Source organism: Massilia sp. CT11-108 (assembly GCF_047302915.1).
In the GTDB taxonomy this organism is placed as follows: domain Bacteria; phylum Pseudomonadota; class Gammaproteobacteria; order Burkholderiales; family Burkholderiaceae_D; genus Telluria; species Telluria orientalis.
The window spans coordinates 1-575 of the sequence record NZ_JBKYMO010001169.1; the positions used below are offsets into that span (position 1 = coordinate 1).

Consider the following 575-nt stretch of genomic DNA (forward strand, 5'->3'; position numbering starts at 1 on the left):
ATCACCCACCTCGCGCGCACGCTGGCCGACGCGCGCGGCGCGCAGCACGCGCTGGCGCGCCAGCTGATCACGGTGCAGGAAGACGAACGGCGCGTGCTGGCGCGCGAGCTGCACGACGAGATGGGCCAGACGCTGACGGCGCTGAACGTCACCGCGACCCACCTCGCGCGCCATGCGAACATGCTGACGCGCGACGCGGTGGCCGAATGCGCGACGGACCTGCGGCGCGAGATCCGCACGTGCGGCGAGCAGTTGCGCGCGATGCTGAAGACGTTGCGCCCGCACGGCCTGCACGCGGCCGGCCTGGCGCAGACCCTGCGCGAACTGGTGCTGGGCTGGCGCGCGCGCCACACGGACATCGATTTCGAGCTCGACCTGCCCATGCAGCTGCCGGACGTGGGCGAGCTGCTGTCGCTGACGGTCTACCGCGTCGTGCAGGAAGCCGTGACGAACGTGGTCCGCCACAGCGGCGCGTCGCTGTGCGTCGTGCGGCTCGCGGTGCGCACCGGCGGCCTCGTGCTGGAAGTGCGCGACGACGGCCGCGGCCTGCCCGAGGAAGGCGCGACATGGCATGG

At 72.9% G+C, this 575-nt stretch carries 1 protein-coding gene; it reads left to right on the top strand.

Features of this window, described 5'->3' with window-relative positions:
• A partial coding sequence (locus ACEN88_RS33785) for a histidine kinase (RefSeq protein ID WP_413346728.1) occupies window positions 1-575 on the top strand: 575 nt, incomplete at both ends.